Raw genomic sequence first — 20,973 nt, forward strand, 5'->3', positions numbered from 1 at the left:
GTTGCCTTTTTTTCTGAGTGGCTGGCGTTGGGTTGCCATTGTCTTTTTTTGTATCATCGCCTTTCTGATCGGTTTTCTGACTGCCTGTGAGGCGCCTGGTGCTTTCGACCTTACCCTACTGCATTTAATCGGTGGCTTTGCCTCTCGCCATCATTGGGTGGCCTGTATCGCCCGTATTGGTAGCTTTGCCGGTAATGTTTCTGTCCGTGTTAGCTGTATTCTTGTCGCGGTTATAACAATGGTAGCCCTTAAGGATAAATTAGGGGCTATTTTTGCTATCTTGGCGCCTTTGGGGGGATGGGCTTTTTTTTCGCTCTTGAAATTGGTTATTAACCGCCCCAGACCCTTGATCTTTTTTCATCTGGATCATGTTGATGGCGCTAGTTTTCCAAGTGGTCACAGCACCAATGCCATGATCGTCTATCCGATGCTTGCTTTGTTAATTAGACGCCATGGTGGCCGCCTCGGTTGGCTTTATGCGTCTATTGTCTTGGCGGTTTTTGTCGGTTTGTCCCGTGTCGCGCTGGCTGTCCATTGGCCTAGCGATGTTATGGCTGGATGGGTGGCTGGCAGCGCATGGCTTCTTGTCTGCTATGAAATCTGCGAACAATGGGGGCTGCGCCATTCAGATCCGTTATCTGTCAAAATGAGAGATGAAGAGGACGAGGATGTAAATGCCCATTTAAAACATCATGAATCCATGTCTTGATGGCAGGATAAGTGAAAGAAAATGGGTGTTCCTAAAATTGCCCTAGCATGACAGAATAAAATTCTTTATATCCTACCGTGGAAACACTGCATGAAAGATCGATTCTGATCAATGTAAGGTTTCCATTTCGTAAAATGGCGTAATTTTGTTAGCGGAAAGATGCTTTCCGTTGACCCTTGCCGTTATCGTCGCTATAGCGCCCGTCTACATCTCCTGTTGACGGTGAATCTTTGGCGTCAGACGGGTGCGCTTGAACATTGCCATATATGCGCGTCTTCCTTTTAAAGAATTCACGCAGGCGAGCTTAGTCATTTTTGCTCGGTGCTATTTTCATAATTTAATTATGGTCAGGCGCATTTTGTATATTTGGTAAAGTAACTCTTGAGGTGAAGGGCTTCATGCCGACGATCAATCAATTGGTCCGTAAGGGCCGTCAGTTACAGAAGGAACGCTCTAAAGTTCCTGCTATGGAGGCAAACCCGCAGAAGCGGGGTGTTTGCACCCGTGTTTATACCACGACCCCGAAAAAGCCGAACTCGGCTCTTCGTAAAGTGGCAAAAGTGCGTCTGACCAATCAGCGCGAAGTCATCAGTTACATCCCCGGTGAAGGTCATAACCTTCAGGAGCATTCGGTTGTGCTTATCCGTGGTGGTCGTGTTCGCGATCTTCCAGGTGTGCGTTACCATGTTCTGCGCGGCGTTCTCGATACCCAGGGTGTCAAAGATCGCAAGCAGAGCCGTTCCAAATATGGCGCCAAACGGCCCAAGTAAGAAGGTTGAACTGATATGGCACGTCGTCGTCGCCCGGAAAAACGTGAAATTTTGCCAGATCCTAAATACGGGGATGTGGTTCTTTCGAAATTTATGAATTCTGTGATGCTTGACGGTAAAAAATCCGTTGCAGAACGTATTCTTTATTCGGCTCTGGATTCTATCGAAGCACGCGTAAAGCGCGTTCCCTTGGAAGTGTTCCATGAAGCCTTGGACAATGTAAAACCAGGGATCGAAGTCCGCAGCCGTCGTGTTGGTGGTGCTACTTATCAGGTTCCGGTTGAAGTCCGTCCTGACCGTGCACAGGCATTGGCTATCCGTTGGTTGATCGCTGCTTCCCGTGCTCGTTCGGAACACAGCATGTCCGCTCGCCTTTCTGGCGAATTGCTGGACGCTGCTAACAATCGCGGCAATGCTGTCAAGAAGCGTGAAGATACTCATCGCATGGCTGAAGCAAACCGTGCATTCTCGCATTATCGCTGGTAACGGCTTTACCCTATACCGGACAGCTTATACCCTGTCCGGTCACGGAGACTAAGGATCTATGGCCCGCAAATATCCGCTCGATAAATATCGTAATATCGGTATTATGGCTCATATTGATGCCGGTAAAACGACCACAACCGAGCGTATTCTTTTCTATACCGGTAAGTCCTACAAGATCGGCGAAGTCCATGAAGGCACGGCGACCATGGATTGGATGGAGCAGGAACAGGAGCGCGGGATTACGATCACGTCTGCTGCGACTACCTGTTTTTGGAATGACCATCGAATCAATATCATTGATACGCCAGGGCATGTTGACTTTACCATTGAAGTTGAACGCTCCCTTCGCGTCTTAGATGGTGCTGTTGCCTGTTTTGATGGTGTGGCTGGTGTTGAGCCGCAGTCAGAAACAGTTTGGCGTCAGGCTGAAAAATATCACGTTCCACGTATGTGCTTCGTGAACAAGCTTGATCGTACCGGCGCTAACTTCATGCGCTGCGTTGATATGATTCGTGATCGTCTTGGCGCTCGTCCGTTGGTTCTTTATTTGCCAATCGGCATCGAAAGCGACTTCAAAGGCTTGGTCGACCTGGTCGAAAATCGCGCTATCATTTGGCTTGAAGAAAGCCTGGGCGCAAAATTCGAATATCAGGAAATCCCTGAAGAATATAAAGCTGAGGCCGAAGCTGCTCGTGCTGAAATGATTGAAATGGCAGTCGAGCAAGATGATGCGGCTATGGAAGCTTATCTCGAAGGCAATGAGCCTGATGCTGATACGCTGAAAAAGCTGATTCGTAAGGGAACCTTGGCTCAAGACTTTGTTCCGGTTCTGTGTGGTTCTGCTTTCAAGAACAAGGGTGTTCAGCCTCTCTTGGATGCAGTCGTTGATTTCTTGCCGAGCCCGTTGGATATTCCTCCGGTCGAAGGCGTGAAAATGGATGGCGAAACGAAAGATAGTCGTAAGCCGTCTGACGACGAACCTTTCTCGGCACTTGCGTTTAAAATTATGAACGATCCTTTTGTGGGTTCGTTGACTTTTGCTCGTATTTATTCCGGTAAACTCACTAAGGGTACCGTTTTGAATTCAGTGAAAGATAAGCGCGAAAAAGTCGGTCGTATGCTTTTGATGCATGCCAACAGCCGTGAAGATCTCGAAGAGGCTTATGCCGGCGATATCGTGGCTCTGGTTGGTATGAAAGAAACCACGACTGGTGATACGCTTTGTGCTCCGAACGCACCGATCATTCTGGAACGGATGGAATTTCCGGAACCTGTGATCGAAGTCGCAGTGGAACCGAAGACGAAGGCCGATCAGGAAAAAATGGGTCTGGCTCTCAACCGCTTGGCGGCTGAAGATCCTTCTTTCCGCGTTGCTTCTGATTTTGAATCCGGCCAGACGATCATTAAGGGAATGGGTGAACTTCACCTTGATATTCTTGTTGATCGTATGAAGCGCGAATTCAAGGTGGAAGCCAATGTCGGCGCTCCGCAGGTCGCCTATCGCGAATCACTCGCCCGTCCGGTCGAAGTTGATTATACGCATAAGAAACAGTCCGGTGGTTCCGGTCAGTTCGGTCGCGTAAAAGTCAACCTTGTTCCGAGCGAACGAGGCGCTGGTATCCAGTTCTTCGACGAGATCAAAGGTGGTAATATTCCTCGTGAATATATTCCTTCCGTCGAAAAAGGTATGCGTGAAACCGCAGAAACAGGTTCTTTAATCGGCTTCCCGATTATCGACTTTGAAATCCATTTAACCGATGGTGCGTATCACGATGTCGATTCTTCGGCTCTTGCCTTTGAAATTGCTGGCCGAGGTGCTATGCGTGAAGCCGCTCAGAAGGCGGGAATCAAGCTCCTTGAACCGGTAATGCGGGTTGAGGTAATCACGCCGGAGGATTATCTCGGTGACGTGATCGGTGATATGAATTCGCGGCGCGGCCAGATTCAGGGCACCGATACACGCGGTAATGCCCAGGTCGTAGAAGCGATGGTGCCGCTGGCTAACATGTTCGGCTATGTGAACCAGCTCCGTTCCTTCACCCAGGGACGCGCCCAGTATTCGATGCAATTTTCGCATTATGACGAAGTCCCGGCTAACGTCGCGGATGAGTTAAAATCGAAGATGGCTTAATTAAATACTGGCATAAACCGAAAAATGTCGTTATGAGCGCGCCGGAGAAGCGCGGCGCGCTCAATACAATAGTGATAAAAGCGGTAACAAAAAGAGGTAACTAATGGCGAAAGCTAAGTTTGAGCGGAATAAGCCGCATTGTAATATCGGTACCATTGGTCACGTCGATCATGGTAAAACTACCCTGACTGCAGCTATTACCAAAGTTTTGGCTGAAGCTGGTGGCGGCAACACCTTTGTTGACTATGCCAACATCGATAAAGCTCCGGAAGAACGTGAACGCGGTATCACGATTTCAACGTCTCACGTTGAATACGAAACCGAAACCCGGCATTATGCCCACGTCGATTGCCCGGGTCATGCCGATTATGTGAAGAACATGATCACCGGTGCTGCCCAGATGGATGGCGCAATCTTGGTTGTGTCCGCTGCTGACGGTCCTATGCCCCAGACTCGTGAGCACATCCTGCTCGCTCGTCAGGTCGGTGTTCCTGCCCTTGTCGTCTTCATGAACAAGGTCGATCAGGTCGATGATCCAGAACTTCTGGAACTCGTCGAAATGGAAATCCGCGAACTTCTTTCCAGCTATGACTTCCCGGGCGACGATATTCCTATCGTTAAGGGTTCTGCTCTGGCTGCTCTGGAAGACAAAAATCCGGAAATCGGCAAAGAAGCCATCCTTTCTTTGATGGCAGCTGTTGATGAATACATTCCGCAGCCGGAACGTCCTTTGGACAAAAGCTTCCTGATGCCGATCGAAGATGTTTTCTCCATCTCTGGTCGTGGTACGGTTGTTACCGGTCGTGTTGAAACCGGTATCGTCAAGGTCGGTGAAGAAGTCGAAATCGTCGGTCTTCGTGACACCAAAAAGACCACCGTTACGGGCGTTGAAATGTTCCGCAAATTGCTGGATCAGGGTCAGGCCGGTGATAACATCGGTGCTCTGCTTCGTGGTACGGCACGTACGGAAGTTGAACGCGGTCAGGTTTTGGCTAAACCGGGTTCCATCACGCCGCATACCGAATTCAAGGCAGAAGTTTATGTTCTGTCGAAAGATGAAGGTGGTCGTCACACCCCGTTCTTCGCGAACTATCGTCCGCAGTTCTATTTCCGCACCACCGACGTTACGGGCGAAATCACTTTGCCTGAAGATGTCGAAATGGTTATGCCAGGCGACAACATTGCGTTTGGTGTGAAATTGATTGCTCCGATCGCTATGGATCCGGGTCTTCGCTTCGCTATTCGCGAAGGTGGCCGTACCGTTGGCGCTGGTGTTGTCAGCTCCATCATTAAATAATTTCGTTAGCTAACCGGCATCCTGCCGGTTAGCTCTCATTTTTTAGGTGGGCGCCGAAAGACAGTTTGTCTTAGGCGCCTCCTCGTTCTTTGAAATGGTTAGGGATATGGATACGCAGAATATTCGCATTCGCCTCAAGGCGTTTGATCATCGTGTTTTAGATCAGGCTACAGGAGATATCGCCGACACAGCTCGTCGGACTGGTGCTCTTATTCGCGGACCGATTCCCTTGCCGACGCGCATCGAGAAGTTCACGGTCAACCGTGGTCCACATATCGATAAAAAGTCGCGTGAACAGTTTGAAGTGCGTACCTATAAGCGCCTTCTGGATATCGTTCAGCCAACCCCCCAGACCGTTGATGCTTTAATGAAGCTTGACCTCGCGGCAGGTGTTGAAGTTGAAATCAAATTAGCTTAATAAAGCGTTTGAGCCGGATACTAAGATAACCGGTTTTCCTCCCATTTCTGCGATGGTGATATTTTTTCTCTTTCTTTGAAAGGGAAGGGTAGATTTCTCGAGCGAAATACGATATTCACCATTGTAGACAAGCAGGGATACCGACCAGTTTTATCTGGTGTCATGCGTCCCCGCCTTATTTACTATGTCTCATAGTATATGGCCCTGGCGGGGGCTTCTATTGTAAAGGGGCCGGCTCCTTCGTCATTCGGACGTAGGAGCTTTTCGTTTATCATGCTCGCCGCTGTCGCGAGCCTCTGAAGGAGTAATGGATCATGCGTACTGGCGTGATCGCCAAGAAGGTCGGAATGACGCGTCTGTTTCAGGAAGATGGTCGGCATGTGCCGGTAACCGTCCTGAAACTCGAAGATGTGCAGGTCGTGGCCGTCAAAAATAAAGATCAGGATGGATACGTTGCTGTTCAGCTTGGTGCAGGTTCTGCAAAAGCTAAAAACGTTACCAAGCCTGTACGGGGTCATTTTGCCAAAGCCGAAGTAGAGCTGAAGGCAAAATTGGTTGAATTCCCCGTTTCCGAAGACGCCGTCCTCGAAGTCGGAACATCAATTTCAGCTGATCATTTTATTGCTGGTCAGTTGGTCGATATTTCTGGTCAGACTCAGGGTAAAGGCTTTGCCGGTGCTATGAAGCGCTGGGGCTTTGGTGGTTTGCGTGCCACCCATGGTGTGTCCTTATCTCACCGTTCCCATGGTTCTACCGGTAATCGTCAGGATCCGGGTCGCGTTTTCAAAAACAAGAAAATGGCTGGCCATATGGGTGCCCGCCAGCGGACTCAGCAGAATTTGGAAGTTATTTCTACCGATGCTGAACGCGATCTGATTTTTGTTCGTGGTTCTGTCCCCGGTTCAAAGGGTGCATGGTTGATTATTCGTGATGCCGTTAAAGTAGCACGTCCAACCGACGCTCCTTATCCGGCCGCCATTAAAGCCGCGAATGGCAACGAGGCTCCGGCTGCGCCGGTGGCCGCAGAAGGTCAGGAGGGCTGATCATGAAGGTTGAAGTTCAGTCCCTCGATGCCTCTAAGAAGGGTAGCATCGAGCTTAACGATGCCGTATTCGGTATCGAACCGCGTGCTGATATTTTGCATCGTGTCGTAACATGGCAGTTGGAAAAACGCCGTGCGCCGACCCGCGCTACGCGTGAACGTTCTGACGTTGCACGTTCTGGTAAAAAATTCGGCCGTCAAAAAGGTGGTGGTACCGCCCGTCATGGCGATCGTCGCTCACCTATCTTTATCGGTGGTGGTAAAGCTCATGGTGCAAGAGCGCGCGTTTTCAATCCTTCTTTAAACAAGAAGGTTCGCGCCCTTGGTCTTCGTATGGCTCTGTCTTCCAAAGCAAAAACGGGCACTTTAGTTGTCATCGAAGCTTTGGACGTTGAAGCAAAGACCAAGCTCTTAGCCGCACAGATTCAGTCTTTAGGCTTTGGTCCAAAGGTTCTGGTTGTTGATGGCGATACGGTCAATGAAAATTTTGCTCGTGCCTCAAGCAACCTTGTCGGTCTTGATGTATTGCCGGCCGTAGGTGCCAATGTCTACGACATTCTGAAACATGACACGCTGGTGCTGACTCGCGCCGCTGTTGAAAAGCTGGAGGCTCGTCTCAATGGCTAAAAGTCAGGATGGGGTGGCAATTCGCCACTATGATGTTGTGCTCGGTCCGCACATCACTGAAAAATCGACTATGGTCTCTGAATTTAACGCGGTGGTCTTCAAAGTAGCCGCTGATGCGACCAAACCTGCGATTAAAGAAGCTGTTGAAGCTTTGTTCGGGGTTTCTGTCAAATCGGTGAATACTGTTATCACCAAAGGCAAGACCAAAAAGTGGAAAGGCCGTCCTTATCGGCGGTCAGACGTCAAAAAGGCGATCGTGACTCTGGCTGAAGGTCAGTCAATCGATGTGACGACAGGGGTCTAGGACGATGGCTCTTAAGCATTATAATCCGACCAGCCCGGCCCGCCGTGGCCTTATCCTGGTCGACCGCTCGTCTTTGTGGAAAGGTAGCCCGGTTAAAGCCCTCACTGAAGGGAAGAATAAAACCGGTGGCCGGAACAACAAAGGTCACAGAACTTCACGCGGTATCGGTGGTGGTCACAAGCAGAAATATCGGCTTGTCGACTTCAAACGTCGTAAATGGGATATGCCAGCTACGGTTCAGCGGATTGAATACGATCCCAACCGTTCAGCTTTTATTGCCCTGGTTGAATATGAAGATAAAACCTTATCTTATATTCTTGCTCCGCAGCGTTTGGGTGTTGGTGATTCCATTGTTGCTTCTCGCAAAGCCGATGTGAAACCCGGCAATGCCATGGAAATCGGCCAAGCTCCGCTTGGTACCATTGTGCACAACATCGAACTTAAACCCAGCAAGGGTGGCCAGCTCGCTCGCGCAGCCGGTGCTTATGCTCAGATCGTTGGTCGTGACAAAGGCATGGTAATGATTCGCCTGAATTCAGGTGAACAGCGCTACATCCGTTCTGATTGCATGGTTACAGTTGGTGCCGTATCCAACTCTGACAATGCCAACCAGAATTTTGCCAAAGCCGGCCGTAACCGTTGGCTTGGTCGCCGCCCGTTGACCCGTGGTGTTGCAAAGAACCCTGTCGATCATCCGCATGGTGGTGGTGAAGGCCGCACATCTGGTGGTCGTCATCCGGTAACGCCTTGGGGTAAACCGACCAAGGGTGCTCGCACCCGTTCGAATAAGGCGACGGACAAGTTCATTATCCGTTCGCGTCACGCGAAGAAGAAGAGGTAAGCATGGCCCGCTCCGTTTGGAAAGGTCCGTTTGTCGAACTGTCTCTGTTGAAAAAAGCAGAGACAGCGCAGGACAGCAGCAACCGGGCTCCCATCAAGACCTGGTCGCGTCGTTCGACGATTCTGCCACAGTTTGTTGGTTTGACTTTCAATGTCTATAATGGCCGCAAATTTGTGCCGGTACTAGTCAATGAAGAAATGGTTGGTCATAAACTGGGTGAATTTGCGCCAACGCGTACTTTCCCTGGCCATGCCGCTGACAAGAAGGGTAAGCGCTAATGTCTAAGCCGCAAGCTCCCCGTCGCGTCGGTGAAAAGGAGGCCTTAGCCGTCGCCACCACCGTTCGCGGTAGCTCTTACAAGCTGAATCTTGTTGCGGGTTTAATCCGTGGCAAGAAAGCTGGTGAAGCCCTGAACATTTTGAGCTTTTCCAAGAAGGCAATGGCAAAAGATGTCCGCAAGGTTCTTGCTTCTGCTATTGCTAACGCCGAGAATAACCACAATCTCGACGTTGACGCTCTGATTGTGAAAGAGGCATCGGTCGGTAAGTCGATCGTGATGAAGCGTTTCGCAACCCGTGCTCGCGGTCGTTCGACTCAGATCATCAAGCCATTTTCGCGCATCCGTGTCGTTGTCCGCGAACAGGAAGAGGCTGAATAAGATGGGTCATAAATCTAACCCGATCGGTATGCGGCTGCAGATTAATCGTACATGGGACAGCCGTTGGTTTGCCCAAGGTGGCGATTATGGCCAGCTGTTGCTTGAAGATATCAAGATCCGCAAATTCATCATGAAAACGCTGCCGCAGGCAGCGATTTCGAAAGTGGTGATTGAGCGTCCGGCTAAATTATGCCGCATTTCAATTTATGCTGCCCGTCCCGGTGTTATCATCGGTAAAAAAGGCGCAGATATTGAAAAGCTGCGTAAGAAACTGGACTCCATGACTGAAAGTGGCGTTTCTCTGAATATCGTCGAAATCCGTAAACCGGAAATCGATGCTCAGTTGGTCGCCCAGGGCATTGCCGATCAGCTTGAACGGCGTGTTGCTTTCCGGCGCGCGATGAAGCGTGCTGTTCAGTCTGCTCTGCGTCTTGGTGCTCAGGGCGTCAGAATCACTTGCGGTGGTCGTTTGGGTGGTGCTGAAATTGCCCGGACTGAATGGTATCGTGAAGGCCGTGTGCCGTTGCATACCTTGCGCGCAAATGTCGATTATGCCGAAGCTGAAGCGCATACCGCTTATGGTGTGTGTGGAATCAAGGTCTGGATCTTTAAGGGTGAAATCATGGCTCATGATCCCTTAGCCCAAGATCGGCTGATGGTAGAAGCTCAGACGTCGGGGGTCCGGCCGACGCGATAAGGGTAACTCCCTTATCAGCGTCGCCTGATCGACCGGATAATCGGTGTCAGAAGGCGAATTAAAATGCTGCAACCGAAACGAACTAAATTTCGTAAGGCCCACAAGGGTCGTATTCATGGTAATGCACCTGGCGGTGCTACGCTTAATTTCGGTGCGTATGGTCTGAAGGCTATGGAGCCAGATCGGATTACCGCGCGCCAGATCGAAGCTGCTCGTCGTGCTATTACCCGTCATATCCGCCGTCAGGGACGGCTGTGGATCCGTATTTTCCCGGATGTTCCCGTTTCCAGCAAACCTGCTGAAGTCCGCATGGGCTCCGGTAAAGGTTCACCGGAATTCTGGGTCGCTCGTGTGAAACCCGGTCGGATTCTTTTTGAATTAGATGGTGTTCCTGGCCCGATCGCTCGCGTTGCTTTTGAACGCGCCGCAGCGAAATTGCCCATCAAAGTGAAGGTCGTTGCCCGTTTGGGTGAGACCATATATGAAGAGGCCTAAATATGGCGAAGATTGACGATCTCAAAGCAAAGAGTGACGATCAACTTGCCGTCGAGCTGGGTGAAATGAAGCGTGAGCAGTTCAATCTGCGTTTCCAGTCAGCCACTGGCCAGCTGGAAAAGCCCGCCCGGGTTCGCGAAGTGCGTCGCACTATTGCTCAGATTAAGACTTTACAGGCCGAGCGTCAGCGCTCGGCAACCAAGTAAGGATTTCTCATCATGCCCAAACGTGTGCTGACGGGAACCGTGGTCTCTGATAAGACCGACAAAACGGTAGTGGTTTTGGTCGAGCGTAAAGTGAAACATCCCCTTTACGGTAAGATCATCCGCTTGTCGAAAAAATATCATGCTCATGACGAGCAAAACGCCTATCATGAAGGCGAAACTGTGCGTATTGAAGAATGCGCGCCGATTTCGAAACTTAAATCATGGCGTGTGCTTGAAAAAGCAGATAAAGCGTCTGCTGCTTAATTATTTAAGCTTGCAGGTATAGAGAGGCTTTCCCGGCTAGTCCGGGTTAAAAAGAAGGGTCTAATTATATGATCCAGATGCAAACGAACCTTGACGTTGCCGACAACAGCGGTGCGAAGAGGGTGCAGTGCATCAAGGTGCTGGGCGGTTCTAAGCGTCGTACCGCGACTGTTGGCGATGTCATCGTTGTATCAGTCAAGGAAGCCGCACCGCGCGGGCGCGTTAAGAAGGGTGACGTCCATCGTGCCGTTATCGTTCGCACTGCCAAAGATATTCATCGCGCCGATGGTTCGGTGATTCGTTTCGACGGTAATGCGGCTGTTCTGATCAATAAAACGAGTGGCGAACCTATTGGTACTCGTATTTTTGGTCCGGTGGTACGTGAGTTACGGGCGCGTAACCATATGAAAATTATTTCACTTGCGCCTGAGGTGTTGTAATGGCAGCTAAAATTAAAAAAGGTGATCGCGTGGTTATCTTGTCCGGCAAGGACAAAGGTAAGCATGGCGAAGTAACCCAGGCTCTGCCACAAGAAGGCAAGGTTATCGTTTCGGGTATCAATATTATTACCCGTCATCGTAAACCAAGCCAGGCTAACCCCCAGGGCGGGCTGGATCGTATGGAAGCGCCGATTGCTGCCTCTAAGGTTGCAATCGAAGATCCGAAAACGGGTAAAGCCACCCGGGTCCGTTTTGATGTTCGCGATGGTAAGAAAGTACGCATCGCTGTAAAATCAGGGGAGACGATCAATGGCTAAAGCCTATGTTCCGCGCCTGAAAAAGCAGTATGATGACGAGATCATCAAAGCAATGACCGAGAAATTCGGTTATAAAAATGCTTTTGAAGTCCCGAAACTCACGAAAATCGTCCTGAATATGGGCGTTGGTGAAGCGACGCAGGACAAGAAAAAGGTTGACCAAGCCGCAGCTGAAATGGAGCTGATTGCTGGTCAGAAGCCTGTCGTCACCCGTGCAAAAAAATCCATTGCGCAGTTTAAATTGCGCGAAGGTATGCCGATCGGTGTCAAGGTAACGCTCCGTCGTGAACGTATGTTCGAGTTTCTCGATCGTTTTCTGACGATCGCGCTGCCTCGCGTGCGTGACTTCCGTGGATTGAACCCAAAATCCTTTGATGGTCGTGGCAACTATGCTACCGGTATCAAAGAACAGCTGATTTTCCCGGAAATTAGCTATGATCAGGTTTCCACCATCCGCGGTATGGATGTCGTTGTTGCCACTACGGCTAAGACGGATGAAGAAGCACGTGAATTGCTTCGTTTGTTCGGCTTTCCGTTCCCGGCTGACACTACACAGAAAAAGGCAGCCTGATTTCATGAATCAGGCAGCTCTTTAAGGAAAGAGAACTTAAGTCATGGCGAAACTGAGTTCGATTAACAAGAACGAAAAGCGCAAAAAAATGGCTAAAGCCTATGCCGGTAAATATTCTCGGTTAAAGGCTGCTGCCAATGACAAGAGCCTTGATGAGACGGATCGTCTTGTTGCACGGCTGAAAATGGCTGAATTGCCACGAAATGCGAATCCAACGCGTGTTCGCAATCGTTGTGCTTTAACCGGCCGCCCGCGCGGTTATTATCGTAAGTTCCAGCTCTGCCGCATCCAGTTGCGTGATCTGGCTAATAAAGGCCTGATTCCAGGCGTCACCAAGTCGAGCTGGTAAGGGGATATATAAAATGGCATTGTCCGATCCTCTGGGTGATTTGCTCACCCGCATTCGCAACGGCCAGCATGCCCGCAAAGATAGCGTGGTATCTCCTGCCTCTAAATTACGTGTTCGCGTATTAGATGTGCTGGCACGTGAAGGCTATATTCGCGGTTATACTGAAGCCAAGCTTGGCAATCATGACGCACTGCGCATTGAGCTGAAATATTTTGAAGGCCAGCCGGCTATTCATCATCTGGCTCGTGTTTCAAAACCGGGTCGTCGTATCTATTCTGGTTCTCGCGAATTACCGCGTGTCCGTAATGGCCTTGGCATCACGATCGTTTCAACGCCGAAAGGTGTTCTTTCTGATGCAGAAGCCCGCGACCAGAATGTCGGCGGTGAAGTCCTTGCGGAGGTGTTCTGATGAGCCGTATCGGTAAAAAACCGGTGGCTATCCCGACGGGCGTCACCGCAAATATTGCAGACGGTGTACTTTCAGTAAAAGGCCCCAAAGGCGAGCTTTCTATGCCTTTGTCTTCTGAAGTGACCTATTCACTTGAAGATGGTCAGCTTTCTGTACAGCCTGTCAATGACACGAAGCGTGCCCGCTCTTTCTGGGGTATGCAGCGTACATTGGTACAGAATCTGATCGATGGTGTGACTCAAGGTTATTCTAAAACCCTTCAGATCACGGGTGTCGGTTATCGTGCTGCATCACAGGGTAAAACCCTGAAACTGCAGCTTGGCTACAGCCACGATATCGATTTTGCTATACCGGAAGGTATCACGATCCAGACGCCGGAACCAACGACTGTCAATATCTCTGGTATTGATAAGCAGAAAGTTGGTCAGGTCGCGGCTGAGATTCGTCGCTGGCGTCGTCCTGAGCCCTATAAGGGTAAGGGTATCAAGTATGCCGGTGAGTTCATCTTCCGTAAGGAAGGGAAGAAGAAATAATGGCCAAAGGTCTTTCTCTTTTTGAACGGCGTCGTCAGCGGGTTCGTACCACGCTGCGTGCCAAGGGTAATCATCGTCCTCGTTTATCTGTTCACCGTTCTGGCCAGCATATTTATGCTCAGGTTATTGATGATGATCAGAGACGCACCGTTGTTGCAGCTTCCACACTGGAAAAAGCTGTAAGAGACAAATCTGGTGCGACTGTTGCAGCTGCGGCTGAAACGGGTAAACGTTTAGCCGAACGCGCTTCAGCGGCTGGTATTACCAAGGTTGTATTCGACCGCGGGGGATTTTTGTTTCATGGGCGGGTAAAAGCTCTGGCTGATGCTGCCCGTGAAGGCGGATTGGAGTTCTAAATGGCTAACGAAAGCGAAATCCAGAAAACGGAAAATGCCGAAGTTGCCAATGCTGCTAACGGCACCAATCCGAACAACGAACGTCGTGGTCGTGGTGGCCGTGGTCGTGGTGGTCGTGGCCGTGATGGTCGTGGTCGCCGTGATGACCGTCGCAACGAAGAAGCTGGTGAAGAGCTGATTGAAAAGCTGGTTCACATTAACCGTGTTTCTAAGACGGTTAAAGGTGGTAAGCGCTTCGGTTTCGCCGCTTTGGTTGTTGTTGGTGACGGTAAAGGCCGCGTTGGCTTTGGTCATGGTAAAGCTCGCGAAGTGCCGGAAGCTATTTCCAAGGCAACTGCCGCAGCTAAAAAGACGATGATTCGCGTCCCGCTTCGTGAAGGTCGTACCTTGCATCATGATGGTCGTGGCCGTTTCGGTGCTGGTCTGGTCTATCTGCGTTCGGCACCGTCAGGTACCGGTATCATCGCTGGTGGTCCAATGCGCGCCATCTTCGAAAGCCTTGGTGTTGCTGACGTCGTGACGAAGTCTGTTGGCACCAGCAACCCTTACAATATGATTCGTGCTACCTTTGAAGCACTGAACGATCAGAAAAGCCCGAAAGCCGTAGCCCAGCGCCGCGGTAAACGGATTGCTGATCTCTTCGGTCGCGGTGGTGCATCTGCAGCTAAGGCTGAAGCTGAAGCTGCTGCGGTTGTGGAGTAAAAATGTGATGGCAACTCTTAAAGTTACTCAGATTGGTTCTCCTATCCGTCGTAGCCCAGATCAGCGTGCAACGCTTATTGGTCTTGGCCTCAACAAGATGCATCGCACCCGCGAATTGAAGGATACGCCCGATGTTCGGGGTATGCTTCGCAAGGTTGCTCATCTGGTTAAAGTTGAGAACTAATCTTTTCCTTGTCTTTTGATAAGGAAATTGGCAAAGAACAGCGTCGTCTCGATAAGAGAGGCGCTGTTTTTGTTTTGGAAAGCTTTGATGCGCATAGGCTTTCCTTGAAAATTTTTCTGCGCGCCAAAAGCGAAAGCGAGTGCTTTTAATATGTCTTTTAAATTAAATAGTCTGAAAGATAACGCCGGTTCACGCGTTGGTCGTGTCCGCGTTGGTCGCGGTATTGGTTCTGGTCTTGGTAAAACCGCTGGTCGCGGTCAAAAAGGTCAGAAAAGCCGTTCTGGTGTTTCGATTAATGGTTTCGCTGGTGGACAGATGCCCATCTATATGCGTCTCCCGAAACGCGGCTTTAACAATGTTTTCAGCAAAGACTATGCTGAAGTTAACCTTGGCGTTGTTCAAAAGCTGATTGAATCTGGCCGTCTTGATGCCAAAAATCCGATCGACCACCAGGCTTTAAAAGCGGCTGGTGTTGCCCGCGGTGGTAAAGATGGTGTTCGTATCCTCGGTAAAGGTGAGATTGCTTCTAAAGTAACCTTCAAAGTTGCTGGCATTTCTAAAGCTGCCCGCGAAGCCGTTGAAAAGGCTGGCGGATCGGTTGAAATCATTGCTCGTCGCAATGTTGAAAAGACAGACGCCTAATAGGCTAGGCACCAAGCCTGATTAAAAGAAGGACGGTCTGTTAAGGTATTTACCTTTGCAGGCCGTTTTTTCTGGAATAAACGTCATTTTAGGCAAAGGCTTGGTTGTCAACTTTGCATTCACTGCTTAAACCCTCTATGTCCGGTTCTTGAGTTTTTATTACTCAAGAGGTCGTGGAAAGAAGATAAGGCTCGAGCTTTCTCTTTATCTTTTGCGGCATGTCGATCATACGTCATGATAGTTTTTTAAAATCTATCAGCAATTTTTTCGGGGTTCGACTGAATAATGGCATCAGCAGCCAATCAATTTGCCTCTAATTTCAATCTATCCCAGTTTGGGAAGGCCACTGACCTTAAAAAGCGCTTGTGGTTTACCTTTCTGGCTTTGATTGTTTTTCGGTTACTTTCTTTTGTGCCGTTACCGGGGATTGATCCGCGCACTATGGGCGCGCTTTTTGCGCAGACACATGGTGGTGTGCTGGATTTCTTTAATACTTTTTCCGGTGGTTCTCTAAGTCGTATGTCATTGATCGCTTTGGGATTAATGCCTTATATTACGGCTTCTATTGTCGTTCAGCTTTCAACCTCTCTTAGCCCACATCTTGAGGCTTTGAAAAAAGAAGGTGAAAGTGGCCGAAAAAAACTGAACCAATATACGCGTTACGGCACGGTTCTTCTGACTGCGATTCAAGGGTATTTTATTGCCGTTGGATTAGAAAACTGGAAAACGCCTGCGGGCTTATCTGCCGTCGTCGATCCGGGTTTACTTTTCCGCATCAGCTGCGTGATTTCCCTGATTGGCGGTACCATGTTTTTGATGTGGCTAGGTGAACAGATTACAAGCCGCGGCGTGGGGAATGGAACATCGCTTATCATTATGGCGGGGATTGTTTCACAGCTTCCGGTTATTATTCTGAATACGCTGGAACGTACAAGAAGCGGAGCTGTTAATCCTGCTCTGATTATTGCTGTTATTGCTGTTGTAGCGGCCTTGGTTCTGTTCATCTGTTTTATGGAACGAGCGCAAAGGCGTGTTTTAATTCAGTATCCTAAACGCCAATCTGCTAATGGGATGATGCAGGCGGATAAAAGCCATCTGCCGTTAAAGTTAAATACCGCTAATGTCATCCCGCCCATTTTTGCGTCTTCTGTTTTATTAATGCCATTGACGATTACGCAATTTGCTGGCCAGCGGGTGACTGCAGGGGGACGGTGGAGCAATATTCTGATTACGCTCAACCAGTATCTGGCACATGGCACATGGCTGTATATGCTTTTATACGGGATCGGGATCGTTTTCTTCAGCTTCTTCTATACGGCCATTGTTTTCAATCCAGAAGAAACAGCTGATAATTTGAAGCGCTATGGCGGTTTTATTCCCGGTATCCGTCCAGGTAAAGCCACCGCAGATTATCTCGATTATTTGCTGACCCGTATTACGGTTATCGGAGCCGCTTATCTGACTTGCATCTGTTTAGTGCCAGAATTTATGGCTAGCGAGTTGGGTATGACTTCTTTTGCTATTGGCGGAACCAGTCTGTTGATCGTTGTTAATGTGACGATTGACACGGTCACCCAGATCCAAAGCCATTTGATTGCCCATCAATATGGTGACTTAATCCGTAAGTCGAAATTGCGTGGTAAGAGCATTCGGCGGCGCCAAAGATTGAAATAGGTTTTCCTGTTTAATAAATCGGAATCTTTACAATGAACATTATTCTTTTTGGCCCGCCGGGGGCTGGCAAGGGAACACAAGCCCATCGATTAGTCCATGACTTTGGGATGGTTCAGCTCTCTACAGGTGATATTTTGCGTCAGGCCGTTAAAGAAGGTACTGAAGTGGGCAAAATCGCTGGCGAATTGATGAAGGCTGGTAAGCTGATTCCTGATGACCTGATGATCAGAATTTTGGGCGAGCGTCTCGATAAACCCGATACCAAAAATGGCGTCATTTTTGATGGTTTTCCTCGGACAAAACCTCAGGTTGAAGCGCTCGATAAGTTATTGGCAGAACGCCACAGCAAACTTGATTGCGTCATTGAGATCAAAGTCGATGAAAACGCCTTAGTAAAGCGGATTGTCGGACGCTATGTTTGTGCTCAATGTGGCGCTGGATATCACGATGAATTCAAACGCCCCCACAAAGAAGGGGTTTGTGACATCTGTGGTTCTACTGAATTCAAACGTCGCCCTGATGATAATGAAGAAGCCGTTCGGGCAAGATTAGTAGAATATCACGAAAAGACTGCCCCAATTTTGCCGGTTTATGAAGCGAGAGGCATTGTCGCTTACGTAGACGGGATGCTCCCCATGGGAGACGTCGCGACTAAAATCGCAGAAATTCTGAAAGAGAAGGGTGCTAAACCTATCTCTGCATAATGCGCTTTTTCTGCTTTTATATCTCAAAGGCAGGTCATTTATGGCCTGCCTTTTTTATATTAAAATAGGGTTGTTCCACGCTTCATTTTCTATGATCTTTTGAGTGGGCTTTTTTATTGCTATTTTTTTAAAGATTTTTTATAGAAAAAGAGAATAATTGCTGGTTTTGTATCAGTTGTCCTTGACTCATGCCTACCTAACGGTTAGCAAGCTTGCTCTTTTGCAGTTGTCAATCGCAGGGGTGTTTCGGCATGTCTGGGGTGATAGCTGTAATAAAAAAAGCGCTGAGATGAGATATGTGCCACATATCTCGTGGAGCAGGAGATTACAGACATGGCTCGTATTGCGGGTGTCAATATCCCGACAAACAAACGTGTAGAGATCGCACTTACCTATATTCATGGTATCGGTCCGACCACGGCTAAGAAAATCGTTACCAAGCTTGGTATCGCGCCGGAACGGCGTGTCCAGGATCTTTCTGACAACGAAGTATTGCAGATTCGTGAAGCTATTGATGCTGACTATACGGTTGAAGGTGATCTTCGCCGTCAGGTCGCTATGAACATCAAGCGTTTGATGGATCTTGCCTGCTATCGCGGTTTGCGTCATCGTAAAGGGTTGCCTGTCCGTGGCCAGCGCACTCACACCAATGCACGCACGCGTAAGGGTAAAGCTAAGCCCATCGCTGGCAAGAAGAAATAAGCAGATATCTTCTTAAAAGATATCTTTTTGCTTTTGCATCATCCAGCCTGAGGAATTTTAGGATATGGCACGCGAACCGCAGCGCGTTAAAAGACGCGAGCGTAAAAATATTTCAGCCGGCGTAGCTCATGTTAACGCCAGCTTCAATAATACAATGATCACCATCACCGATGCACAGGGAAATGCTATTTCCTGGTCATCTGCTGGTATGATGGGCTTCAAGGGCAGCCGTAAATCGACGCCTTATGCTGCACAGGTTGCCGCAGAAGATGCCGGTAAAAAGGCCGCTGAACATGGTGTCCGCACTTTAGAAGTCGAAGTTAAAGGTCCGGGTTCAGGTCGTGAATCTGCCCTTCGCGCTTTGCAGGCTGTCGGTTTTCATATCACTTCTATCCGTGATGTGACCCCGATTCCGCATAATGGCGTGCGTCCTTCTAAACGGCGTCGTGTCTGATCGATCTGGCGAAGGGCATCAGTGTCCTTCCTTTTCCATTTTTTTGGTGGCCGGCGGGCAGCCCTGCCGGCTCAACTCACAAGGGGACGAACGTGGCTGTCAACGCTAAGAACTGGCAGGAACTTAAAAAGCCCAACGCCCTGGAAAAGAAAGCGAGCGGGAACGGCAAATGCAAGGCAACTTTTGTTGCCGAGCCATTAGAGCGCGGCTTTGGTCTGACGCTTGGTAATGCACTGCGCCGTGTGCTGTTATCTTCACTGCAAGGGGCAGCCATTACGGCTATCAAGATCGAAAATGTGTTGCATGAATTCTCGTCCCTGAATGGGGTTCGTGAAGATGTGACCGATATCGTTCTTAATATCAAGCAGGTCGCGATTAAAATGCAGGGAGACGGTAGCCGTCGCCTTCATATTTCTCGTACCGGCCCAGGTGTGGTTACTGCCGGCGATATTGCTGTTAGCGGTGATATCGAGGTGATGAATCCAGAATTAGTGATCTGTCATCTTGATCAGGGTGCCGTCTTTAATGCTGAATTGACCGTTGATACCGGCAAAGGCTATGTTGCCGCTGTGGCTAACCGTCCGGCAGATGCACCTATTGGTCTTATTCCAGTTGATGCGCTTTATTCTCCGGTAAGACAGGTTGCATATAAAGTCGAAAATGCCCGCGTTGGTCAGGAACTCGATTACGACAAGCTTTTGTTGACGATCGAAACCGATGGTACCATTTCGCCGGAAGATGCGATTGCTTATTCAGCCCGTATCCTTCAGGATCAACTTCAGCTCTTTGTCCACTTTGATGATGGTCTGGCTCCGCCAACCTCTGCTATTGGACAGAGCTCGCTGCCTTCTTCCAGCAGCGAAGCTGAAAATAGTGCTAATCAGCTTAATCGTAACCTTCTCAAGAAGGTTGACGAATTAGAACTCTCTGTTCGTTCTGCTAACTGTCTCAAGAATGACAATATCATTTACATCGGTGATCTTGTCCAGAAGACTGAAGCAGAAATGCTGCGCACCCCGAATTTTGGCCGTAAATCCTTGAATGAAATCAAGGAAGTGCTGTCCGGTATGGGATTGCGTCTGGGTATGGAAATCCCTGGTTGGCCGCCTGAAAATATTGAGGAAATGGCCAAAAAGCTCGAACAGGAATATTGATTTCTGTAAACCGGCCTGAAAATCAGGCCGGTCTTTCGCAGCAGAGTTAGGCGCTCTCTTTAAAAAAGCGTGGTCCAAGGTACCTGAAACGGCCTTGAGAACAAACGAAAGGATTTAAAATGCGTCATCGTGTAGGCGGCCGCAAGCTGCAACGTACTTCCAGCCATCGTCTGGCTTTGTTCCGCAATCAGTCAGCGGCTCTGATTAAGCATGAACAGATCATCACGACTTTGGCTAAGGCACGTGAATTACGTCCTTACACCGAAAAGCTTATCACGCTGGCTAAAAAAGGTGGCTTGGCTAACCGTCGTTTAGCTCATAGCCGGTTGCTGGACGATACTCAGCTGAAAAAGCTGTTTGACGTTTTGGCTGAACGTTACAAAGATCGTAACGGTGGCTATACGCGTATCATCAAAGCCGGTATCCGTGCTTCCGACGCAGCCCAGATGGCTGTGATTGAATTGGTTGATCGCGATACCACGGCAAAAGGTCAGGATTCTGGCCCTGTTCAGGTTGAAGAACAGGAAAATGAAGAAGCCTGATTTCTTTCAAAGCTTATTTTAAAAAGGGAAGGGGCTTATTAGCCCCTTTCTTTTTGTTTTTTTCTAAAAAATTTCAAAAAAATCAAAGCAGGGCTTGCCTTTTTTGCTCGAGATGATTAGAGCTGCACCCCGCAACACAAATGCGGAGTGGTGGCCGAGTGGTCGAAGGCGCACGCCTGGAAAGTGTGTAGGGGCTAACCGCCTCTCGTGGGTTCGAATCCCACCCGCTCCGCCAGTTTTTTGAAACTGGTTTCCTGACTTTCCATTTTCCCCTTATTTTAAAAAATAGAGGACT

General features: G+C 49.2%; 32 protein-coding genes and 1 tRNA gene. All 33 read left to right on the forward strand.

All coding sequences use genetic code 11. The annotated features are described in order from the left end of the window. Position 1 precedes the first annotated feature (1 nt). The 33 genes from ZMOB_RS05365 to ZMOB_RS05525 all read left to right on the forward strand — a co-directional run bounded on the left by ZMOB_RS05365 (position 2) and on the right by ZMOB_RS05525 (position 20,913). Positions 2–709: a phosphatase PAP2 family protein gene (locus ZMOB_RS05365; RefSeq protein ID WP_012817276.1), complete on the forward strand. Its 708-nt coding sequence runs from the start codon at positions 2–4 to the stop codon at positions 707–709. Between the two features lie 398 nt (positions 710–1,107). After that, the gene (gene rpsL, locus ZMOB_RS05370) at positions 1,108–1,479 is read left to right on the forward strand and encodes a 30S ribosomal protein S12 (RefSeq protein ID WP_011240418.1); all 372 of its coding nucleotides are present in this window, start codon (positions 1,108–1,110) and stop codon (positions 1,477–1,479) included. A gap of 15 nt (positions 1,480–1,494) precedes the next feature. Next, entirely contained in the window at positions 1,495–1,965 is a 471-nt protein-coding gene (rpsG, locus tag ZMOB_RS05375; RefSeq protein ID WP_011240419.1) for a 30S ribosomal protein S7, read from the forward strand. Positions 1,966–2,023: 58 nt separating this feature from the next. Next, a complete protein-coding gene (gene fusA / locus ZMOB_RS05380) occupies positions 2,024–4,096 on the forward strand; it encodes an elongation factor G (RefSeq protein WP_011240420.1) in 2,073 nt (690 codons plus the stop codon). A gap of 103 nt (positions 4,097–4,199) precedes the next feature. Next, complete coding sequence (gene tuf / locus ZMOB_RS05385; protein ID WP_011240421.1) at positions 4,200–5,393, forward strand: elongation factor Tu; 1,194 nt, start codon at positions 4,200–4,202, stop codon at positions 5,391–5,393. Positions 5,394–5,499: 106 nt separating this feature from the next. After that, a complete protein-coding gene (rpsJ, locus tag ZMOB_RS05390; protein WP_012817274.1) occupies positions 5,500–5,811 on the forward strand; it encodes a 30S ribosomal protein S10 in 312 nt (103 codons plus the stop codon). Positions 5,812–6,125: 314 nt separating this feature from the next. Beyond that, complete coding sequence (rplC, locus tag ZMOB_RS05395; RefSeq protein WP_011240423.1) at positions 6,126–6,854, forward strand: 50S ribosomal protein L3; 729 nt, start codon at positions 6,126–6,128, stop codon at positions 6,852–6,854. 2 nt (positions 6,855–6,856) lie between these two features. After that, positions 6,857–7,480: a 50S ribosomal protein L4 gene (gene rplD, locus ZMOB_RS05400; protein WP_011240424.1), complete on the forward strand. Its 624-nt coding sequence runs from the start codon at positions 6,857–6,859 to the stop codon at positions 7,478–7,480. After that, positions 7,473–7,784: a 50S ribosomal protein L23 gene (locus ZMOB_RS05405; RefSeq protein ID WP_011240425.1), complete on the forward strand. Its 312-nt coding sequence runs from the start codon at positions 7,473–7,475 to the stop codon at positions 7,782–7,784. The genes rplD and ZMOB_RS05405 overlap by 8 nt, the downstream gene beginning before the upstream one ends. A gap of 4 nt (positions 7,785–7,788) precedes the next feature. Beyond that, on the forward strand, positions 7,789–8,625 hold the full coding sequence (rplB, locus tag ZMOB_RS05410) for a 50S ribosomal protein L2 (protein WP_011240426.1): 837 nt from the start codon (positions 7,789–7,791) through the stop codon (positions 8,623–8,625). A 2-nt stretch (positions 8,626–8,627) separates the two neighbouring features. After that, entirely contained in the window at positions 8,628–8,903 is a 276-nt protein-coding gene (gene rpsS / locus ZMOB_RS05415) for a 30S ribosomal protein S19 (RefSeq protein ID WP_011240427.1), read from the forward strand. Further along, on the forward strand, positions 8,903–9,283 hold the full coding sequence (gene rplV / locus ZMOB_RS05420; protein ID WP_011240428.1) for a 50S ribosomal protein L22: 381 nt from the start codon (positions 8,903–8,905) through the stop codon (positions 9,281–9,283). The genes rpsS and rplV overlap by 1 nt, the downstream gene beginning before the upstream one ends. A 1-nt stretch (position 9,284) precedes the next feature. Beyond that, positions 9,285–9,980, forward strand: coding sequence for a 30S ribosomal protein S3 (rpsC, locus tag ZMOB_RS05425; RefSeq protein WP_011240429.1), 696 nt, complete (start codon positions 9,285–9,287; stop codon positions 9,978–9,980). Positions 9,981–10,043: 63 nt separating this feature from the next. Then, positions 10,044–10,475 (forward strand): 50S ribosomal protein L16, encoded by a 432-nt coding sequence (gene rplP, locus ZMOB_RS05430; RefSeq protein ID WP_011240430.1) that lies wholly within the window; start codon positions 10,044–10,046, stop codon positions 10,473–10,475. A 2-nt stretch (positions 10,476–10,477) separates the two neighbouring features. Continuing rightward, positions 10,478–10,681, forward strand: a complete 204-nt coding sequence (rpmC, locus tag ZMOB_RS05435) for a 50S ribosomal protein L29 (RefSeq protein ID WP_011240431.1) — start codon at positions 10,478–10,480, stop codon at positions 10,679–10,681. A 12-nt stretch (positions 10,682–10,693) separates the two neighbouring features. Next, positions 10,694–10,945, forward strand: a complete 252-nt coding sequence (gene rpsQ, locus ZMOB_RS05440; protein WP_011240432.1) for a 30S ribosomal protein S17 — start codon at positions 10,694–10,696, stop codon at positions 10,943–10,945. Positions 10,946–11,013: 68 nt separating this feature from the next. After that, entirely contained in the window at positions 11,014–11,385 is a 372-nt protein-coding gene (gene rplN, locus ZMOB_RS05445) for a 50S ribosomal protein L14 (protein WP_011240433.1), read from the forward strand. Then, on the forward strand, positions 11,385–11,702 hold the full coding sequence (gene rplX / locus ZMOB_RS05450; RefSeq protein ID WP_011240434.1) for a 50S ribosomal protein L24: 318 nt from the start codon (positions 11,385–11,387) through the stop codon (positions 11,700–11,702). Before rplN ends, rplX begins: the two co-directional genes overlap by 1 nt. Then, a complete protein-coding gene (rplE, locus tag ZMOB_RS05455; RefSeq protein WP_011240435.1) occupies positions 11,695–12,273 on the forward strand; it encodes a 50S ribosomal protein L5 in 579 nt (192 codons plus the stop codon). Before rplX ends, rplE begins: the two co-directional genes overlap by 8 nt. A 43-nt stretch (positions 12,274–12,316) precedes the next feature. Continuing rightward, on the forward strand, positions 12,317–12,622 hold the full coding sequence (gene rpsN, locus ZMOB_RS05460) for a 30S ribosomal protein S14 (protein ID WP_011240436.1): 306 nt from the start codon (positions 12,317–12,319) through the stop codon (positions 12,620–12,622). Between the two features lie 13 nt (positions 12,623–12,635). After that, positions 12,636–13,031, forward strand: a complete 396-nt coding sequence (gene rpsH, locus ZMOB_RS05465) for a 30S ribosomal protein S8 (protein ID WP_011240437.1) — start codon at positions 12,636–12,638, stop codon at positions 13,029–13,031. Beyond that, complete coding sequence (gene rplF, locus ZMOB_RS05470; RefSeq protein WP_011240438.1) at positions 13,031–13,564, forward strand: 50S ribosomal protein L6; 534 nt, start codon at positions 13,031–13,033, stop codon at positions 13,562–13,564. Before rpsH ends, rplF begins: the two co-directional genes overlap by 1 nt. Further along, positions 13,564–13,920 carry a 50S ribosomal protein L18 gene (rplR, locus tag ZMOB_RS05475; RefSeq protein WP_011240439.1) on the forward strand — a complete coding sequence of 119 codons (357 nt, stop codon included), beginning with the start codon at positions 13,564–13,566 and terminating at the stop codon, positions 13,918–13,920. Before rplF ends, rplR begins: the two co-directional genes overlap by 1 nt. After that, on the forward strand, positions 13,921–14,622 hold the full coding sequence (gene rpsE, locus ZMOB_RS05480) for a 30S ribosomal protein S5 (RefSeq protein WP_011240440.1): 702 nt from the start codon (positions 13,921–13,923) through the stop codon (positions 14,620–14,622). It abuts the gene before it with no gap. A gap of 7 nt (positions 14,623–14,629) precedes the next feature. Then, positions 14,630–14,806: a 50S ribosomal protein L30 gene (rpmD, locus tag ZMOB_RS05485; protein ID WP_011240441.1), complete on the forward strand. Its 177-nt coding sequence runs from the start codon at positions 14,630–14,632 to the stop codon at positions 14,804–14,806. Positions 14,807–14,956: 150 nt separating this feature from the next. Beyond that, positions 14,957–15,448, forward strand: a complete 492-nt coding sequence (rplO, locus tag ZMOB_RS05490) for a 50S ribosomal protein L15 (RefSeq protein WP_014500847.1) — start codon at positions 14,957–14,959, stop codon at positions 15,446–15,448. Between the two features lie 285 nt (positions 15,449–15,733). Further along, the gene (gene secY, locus ZMOB_RS05495) at positions 15,734–17,122 is read left to right on the forward strand and encodes a preprotein translocase subunit SecY (protein ID WP_011240443.1); all 1,389 of its coding nucleotides are present in this window, start codon (positions 15,734–15,736) and stop codon (positions 17,120–17,122) included. A 32-nt stretch (positions 17,123–17,154) separates the two neighbouring features. Beyond that, a complete protein-coding gene (locus tag ZMOB_RS05500) occupies positions 17,155–17,826 on the forward strand; it encodes an adenylate kinase (RefSeq protein WP_011240444.1) in 672 nt (223 codons plus the stop codon). 333 nt (positions 17,827–18,159) lie between these two features. Then, on the forward strand, positions 18,160–18,528 hold the full coding sequence (gene rpsM, locus ZMOB_RS05505) for a 30S ribosomal protein S13 (protein WP_011240445.1): 369 nt from the start codon (positions 18,160–18,162) through the stop codon (positions 18,526–18,528). Between the two features lie 64 nt (positions 18,529–18,592). Next, positions 18,593–18,982 carry a 30S ribosomal protein S11 gene (gene rpsK / locus ZMOB_RS05510; RefSeq protein WP_011240446.1) on the forward strand — a complete coding sequence of 130 codons (390 nt, stop codon included), beginning with the start codon at positions 18,593–18,595 and terminating at the stop codon, positions 18,980–18,982. A gap of 92 nt (positions 18,983–19,074) precedes the next feature. After that, entirely contained in the window at positions 19,075–20,136 is a 1,062-nt protein-coding gene (locus ZMOB_RS05515; RefSeq protein ID WP_011240447.1) for a DNA-directed RNA polymerase subunit alpha, read from the forward strand. Positions 20,137–20,255: 119 nt separating this feature from the next. Next, complete coding sequence (gene rplQ / locus ZMOB_RS05520) at positions 20,256–20,678, forward strand: 50S ribosomal protein L17 (RefSeq protein WP_011240448.1); 423 nt, start codon at positions 20,256–20,258, stop codon at positions 20,676–20,678. Positions 20,679–20,822: 144 nt separating this feature from the next. Beyond that, positions 20,823–20,913, forward strand: a tRNA-Ser gene (locus ZMOB_RS05525). Positions 20,914–20,973: the final 60 nt, after the last annotated feature.

The sequence above is a fragment of the Zymomonas mobilis subsp. mobilis ATCC 10988 genome (assembly GCF_000175255.2).
Taxonomy (GTDB): domain Bacteria; phylum Pseudomonadota; class Alphaproteobacteria; order Sphingomonadales; family Sphingomonadaceae; genus Zymomonas; species Zymomonas mobilis.

What these genes read in the sequence shown, in the direction of transcription:
- rpsL (WP_011240418.1), top strand. Translation starts at nt 1,108, where the DNA reads ATGCCGACGATCAATCAATTGGTCCGTAAGGGCCGTCAGTTACAGAAG.
- rpsG (WP_011240419.1), top strand. Translation starts at nt 1,495, where the DNA reads ATGGCACGTCGTCGTCGCCCGGAAAAACGTGAAATTTTGCCAGATCCT.
- fusA (WP_011240420.1), top strand. Translation starts at nt 2,024, where the DNA reads ATGGCCCGCAAATATCCGCTCGATAAATATCGTAATATCGGTATTATG.
- tuf (WP_011240421.1), top strand. Translation starts at nt 4,200, where the DNA reads ATGGCGAAAGCTAAGTTTGAGCGGAATAAGCCGCATTGTAATATCGGT.
- rpsJ (WP_012817274.1), top strand. Translation starts at nt 5,500, where the DNA reads ATGGATACGCAGAATATTCGCATTCGCCTCAAGGCGTTTGATCATCGT.
- rplC (WP_011240423.1), top strand. Translation starts at nt 6,126, where the DNA reads ATGCGTACTGGCGTGATCGCCAAGAAGGTCGGAATGACGCGTCTGTTT.
- rplD (WP_011240424.1), top strand. Translation starts at nt 6,857, where the DNA reads ATGAAGGTTGAAGTTCAGTCCCTCGATGCCTCTAAGAAGGGTAGCATC.
- ZMOB_RS05405 (WP_011240425.1), top strand. Translation starts at nt 7,473, where the DNA reads ATGGCTAAAAGTCAGGATGGGGTGGCAATTCGCCACTATGATGTTGTG.
- rplB (WP_011240426.1), top strand. Translation starts at nt 7,789, where the DNA reads ATGGCTCTTAAGCATTATAATCCGACCAGCCCGGCCCGCCGTGGCCTT.
- rpsS (WP_011240427.1), top strand. Translation starts at nt 8,628, where the DNA reads ATGGCCCGCTCCGTTTGGAAAGGTCCGTTTGTCGAACTGTCTCTGTTG.
- rplV (WP_011240428.1), top strand. Translation starts at nt 8,903, where the DNA reads ATGTCTAAGCCGCAAGCTCCCCGTCGCGTCGGTGAAAAGGAGGCCTTA.
- rpsC (WP_011240429.1), top strand. Translation starts at nt 9,285, where the DNA reads ATGGGTCATAAATCTAACCCGATCGGTATGCGGCTGCAGATTAATCGT.
- rplP (WP_011240430.1), top strand. Translation starts at nt 10,044, where the DNA reads ATGCTGCAACCGAAACGAACTAAATTTCGTAAGGCCCACAAGGGTCGT.
- rpmC (WP_011240431.1), top strand. Translation starts at nt 10,478, where the DNA reads ATGGCGAAGATTGACGATCTCAAAGCAAAGAGTGACGATCAACTTGCC.
- rpsQ (WP_011240432.1), top strand. Translation starts at nt 10,694, where the DNA reads ATGCCCAAACGTGTGCTGACGGGAACCGTGGTCTCTGATAAGACCGAC.
- rplN (WP_011240433.1), top strand. Translation starts at nt 11,014, where the DNA reads ATGATCCAGATGCAAACGAACCTTGACGTTGCCGACAACAGCGGTGCG.
- rplX (WP_011240434.1), top strand. Translation starts at nt 11,385, where the DNA reads ATGGCAGCTAAAATTAAAAAAGGTGATCGCGTGGTTATCTTGTCCGGC.
- rplE (WP_011240435.1), top strand. Translation starts at nt 11,695, where the DNA reads ATGGCTAAAGCCTATGTTCCGCGCCTGAAAAAGCAGTATGATGACGAG.
- rpsN (WP_011240436.1), top strand. Translation starts at nt 12,317, where the DNA reads ATGGCGAAACTGAGTTCGATTAACAAGAACGAAAAGCGCAAAAAAATG.
- rpsH (WP_011240437.1), top strand. Translation starts at nt 12,636, where the DNA reads ATGGCATTGTCCGATCCTCTGGGTGATTTGCTCACCCGCATTCGCAAC.
- rplF (WP_011240438.1), top strand. Translation starts at nt 13,031, where the DNA reads ATGAGCCGTATCGGTAAAAAACCGGTGGCTATCCCGACGGGCGTCACC.
- rplR (WP_011240439.1), top strand. Translation starts at nt 13,564, where the DNA reads ATGGCCAAAGGTCTTTCTCTTTTTGAACGGCGTCGTCAGCGGGTTCGT.
- rpsE (WP_011240440.1), top strand. Translation starts at nt 13,921, where the DNA reads ATGGCTAACGAAAGCGAAATCCAGAAAACGGAAAATGCCGAAGTTGCC.
- rpmD (WP_011240441.1), top strand. Translation starts at nt 14,630, where the DNA reads ATGGCAACTCTTAAAGTTACTCAGATTGGTTCTCCTATCCGTCGTAGC.
- rplO (WP_014500847.1), top strand. Translation starts at nt 14,957, where the DNA reads ATGTCTTTTAAATTAAATAGTCTGAAAGATAACGCCGGTTCACGCGTT.
- secY (WP_011240443.1), top strand. Translation starts at nt 15,734, where the DNA reads ATGGCATCAGCAGCCAATCAATTTGCCTCTAATTTCAATCTATCCCAG.
- ZMOB_RS05500 (WP_011240444.1), top strand. Translation starts at nt 17,155, where the DNA reads ATGAACATTATTCTTTTTGGCCCGCCGGGGGCTGGCAAGGGAACACAA.
- rpsM (WP_011240445.1), top strand. Translation starts at nt 18,160, where the DNA reads ATGGCTCGTATTGCGGGTGTCAATATCCCGACAAACAAACGTGTAGAG.
- rpsK (WP_011240446.1), top strand. Translation starts at nt 18,593, where the DNA reads ATGGCACGCGAACCGCAGCGCGTTAAAAGACGCGAGCGTAAAAATATT.
- rplQ (WP_011240448.1), top strand. Translation starts at nt 20,256, where the DNA reads ATGCGTCATCGTGTAGGCGGCCGCAAGCTGCAACGTACTTCCAGCCAT.